General features: G+C 75.3%; 2 protein-coding genes. Both read right to left on the reverse strand.

From position 1 onward, the window contains the following. Positions 1-331: 331 nt before the first annotated feature. A complete protein-coding gene (locus tag GUY61_RS36340) occupies positions 332-1,228 on the reverse strand; it encodes a cellulose-binding protein (protein ID WP_166634566.1) in 897 nt (298 codons plus the stop codon). A 139-nt stretch (positions 1,229-1,367) separates the two neighbouring features. After that, positions 1,368-3,410: SUKH-4 family immunity protein (locus tag GUY61_RS36345; RefSeq protein ID WP_243767000.1), on the reverse strand; the 2,043-nt coding region annotated here is incomplete at its 5' end.

Here is a 3,410-nt window from a genome sequence, read left to right on the forward strand (position 1 = left end):
GCCCGGTGCGGGGTCCGGGGCAGTGGCGGCCCGGTGCGGGGTCCGGGGTGGAGCCCGGTCACCGGCCCCGACCGGACGGCCGCCAGGGCATCCACCGCGGCCTGGCCCGGATCCGAGACGTGCGCCGGACCGCTGTCCGGGCCGACGGCCGGGCACTGGCCTCCCGGAGCCCGGGGCCAGCACCGGGCCGGGGCAAGGACCGGACCCGGGCCGCACCCGTACCGAACCCGGGCCCCAGGCCGGGCCCAGGCGCGTTCGGTGGTCGCGGCCCGGCCCGGGCGCGTTCGGCCGTCGCGGCCAAGCCAAGCGTGCCGGGCGTGCTGTGGCCGTGTCAGTTCTCGGCGGGTGCGTGGCCGGTCAAGGTGGCCAGGCCCTCACGTACGTGGGCCATCTCCGCCTGGAGGCCCTCCCGGATCGAGGCGTGCTCGCGCAGGACGCGCTCCGTGTCGCGGGCGATGCGGTCCGCCGCGAGCCGGGCCTCGGCGATGATCTGCCGGCCCCGGGCCTCCGCGTCCTCCTGCCCGTGCCGCACGTACTCCTCCGCCGCTGCCGCCGCCCGGGCCGCCTCGCCGAGCTCCGCCTCCGCGGCGGCCGCCCGTACCGCGAGCGCGGCCTCCTGCCGGGACTCGCGCTCCTCGAGTTCCCGTTCGAGGGCAGCCCGGCGCTCGGCGTGCTCCGTCTCCAGGTCCCTCATCATGCCGTCGGTCCGCTGCCGCATCTCCGCGAGCGCGGCCAGCGCCTCACCGCGCAGTTCCTCGGCCTCGGCGCACGCCGGGAGCCGCACCTCCTCCGCGGCGTGCTCAGCCGCGAGCTCCACCTGCCGGGCCCTGGCCTCCGCCTCCGCGCACAGTTCGTCCGCCCACACGCGGGCCGCTTCCCTCTTGGTCCTGGCCTCGTGCTCGGCCGCCTCGCGCAGGGACTCCGCGGCGACGGACGCACTCGCACGCAGTTCCGCCGCCTCCTCCTGTGTGGCCTGCAGGATCAACTGCGCCCGCTCCCCCAGACTTTCGTACGTCTGCGGGGTGAGCCGGGAGACCACCTCGCGCAGCCGGACGACGTCCTCCTCCATCTCCCGTGCGAGGACGGTGAGACGAGCGGCCCGCTCCCAGGCCTCGTCGCGTTCCTGGGACAGTTCGCCGTACGCGCGGTCGACCTGCTCGGCCCGGTAGCCGTGGCCGCGGCCCCGTACGGCGACGAAGCCATGAGGCGACACCGGTGCTGCGCTCATCCTTGAAGCCCTCTCACGTCATGGATAGGGATGAAATGCTCATAACGTGACACCGGCGGCAGGTAAAGATCAAGGCGCCCGGCCCGTATGCGGGCCAAGCGCCTTGATGTTCAGACGAGATGACGAACAGTTGCGTTGACTACAGGAGTCCGTCCCACATCTGCTCGAGCAGTACGGACCACCAGCTTTCCGGCGACGCCAGCGCCGCCGGGTCGAGCGAGGCCAACTGCGCCTGGAAGTCGACCGTCCAGCGGCCCGCCTGTTCCTGCGTCAGGCCGAACCGCAGCCGCCACATCCGGCCGAGCAGCGCCATGCAGCGCGTGAACTCCGGCAGGCCGGTGTTCACGAACTGCGGGGGTACCGGCTGACCGCCGGGCCCGCTCTCCACGGGGACGGCGACGATGTGCGCGGTGCCGTACTGCACACAGATCGCACGGCCGAAGTCGCTGCCCATGACCAGGTACGACGCGGCGTCGGAAGCCGGCTGAAGCCCGCGCTCCTGCGCGAGTTCCGCCAGGGTCGGCACCGGCCGCCCCGGCTGCGCCTGCGCCCAGAAGAACGGACCGAAGTCCAGCGGAAGTCCCGCCCACACCAGCGTCTGCGCGACGATCTCCGGCACACCCTGCCGTGACACCGCCCGCTGGTCGAAGCGGAACACCCCCTGCGGGCCGAACGCTCCGGCCAGCTCGTGCGCGATGCCGTCCGGCGGAATCGGCGGCACCGGCTGCACGGGCGGCAGCGGGGCGCGTACCGGCGCCGGGCGCGCCGGACCGTCCGCGACCTGGTGCAACTCTCCCTGGTGCACCAGGAGTTGCTGCATGCCCTGCTGACGGCTCGCGTGATCGCGCCCGTACGGGGCGATGGAGGTGATGCGGGCCTGCGGCCAGGTCTCCCTGATCATGCGCGCGCAGTAACCACCGGGCAGCTCGCAGGACTCCAGCTCCGTGTGCAGTTCAAGCACTTGCTGCGGCGGCACATTCATGGCGCGCAGCTCGTGCAGGATCTGCCACTCGGGATGCGGGGTGCCCGGCGCGGAGCGGCGGATGATCTGCTGCTCGGAGCCGTCGGCAGCGCGGAAACGCAGCACCGCCTGGTAGCCGGGACCCACGGTCGGGACGCCGGTGGGCTGCTGCTGCGGCGGATAACCGTAGGCGGGCGGGCGCGGAGGGCCGGGAGGCTGAGGCGCACCGGGGCCACCCACAGCAGGACCGGCCAGCATCGTCGCCGCGTAATGCGCGTCCCCACCCGAACTCGGCGGCCCAGGCGGACCGGGAGGACCAGGAGGCGTCGGCGCACCCGGAGCACCGGGAGGACCCGGAGGCGGAGGCACACCAGGGCCACCCACAGCAGGACCGGCCAGCATCGTCGCCGCGTAATGCGCGTCCCCACCCGAACTCGGCGGCCCAGGCGGTGCGGGCGTCGCCCCGTCCGGGCCGAGCTGGGACACCAGCTGCGTCGGCACGTAACCACCGGCCGGCGTGCCCAAGGCACCCGGCCCACCGGCCGGCGCGCCGCCCGAACCCGCGCCGGGGATCCCCGGCGCTCCCGGCGGAGGAGGAGGCGCGGCACCGCCTCGCGCACCGCGCGGAGGCGGTGCCTTGCTGGTCGCCGCGTCCGCGATGTCGGCGCCGGACGCACCGGCGCCGCCCTCGGCCGGGCCCTGCTGCGGCCTTCCCAAGGCGGGCGCGATCGCGGTCGGCGGAAGCCGGCTGCCGCCGGAAATCAGCGCGGTCCTGTCCTCCGGCCCGGTGGCGGGCGGCGGGGTGTCGTCCTCGTCCGAGCCCGAGAGCGGCGGCGCGAAGACCGTCGCGGGCAGCGGCACCGAGGCGTCGTCCGCGCCGGCGCCCACATCGGTCCCGGCCCAGGGCGTCGCTCCCGGAGCGTCACCCGTGTCCTGCCCGCCGCCGGCGGCGGGCCAGGCCGTGCCACTGCCCGGGGTGCTCCCGGCCGGCGCCGCCCAGGGCGCGTCCGGCGGAACGTATCCGCCCGGACCGGGCATGGTCCGCGCCGGGTCCCCGGAGTCACCGGCCGGCGCACCGGCACCGGTTCCCGGCCCGGCCTCGGCGTCCGTGGTGAGCTTGGCACCGCCCTCGTACGGCCGGCCCCGCTCGTCCGGTGAGATGCCGCCGGTGACGATGAGCCCGGCGCCGCCGCGTGCCCGTGCCGAATAGAAGGCGGCCAT

The sequence above is a fragment of the Streptomyces sp. GC420 genome (assembly GCF_009916105.1).
Classification (GTDB): Bacteria; Actinomycetota; Actinomycetes; order Streptomycetales; family Streptomycetaceae; genus Streptomyces.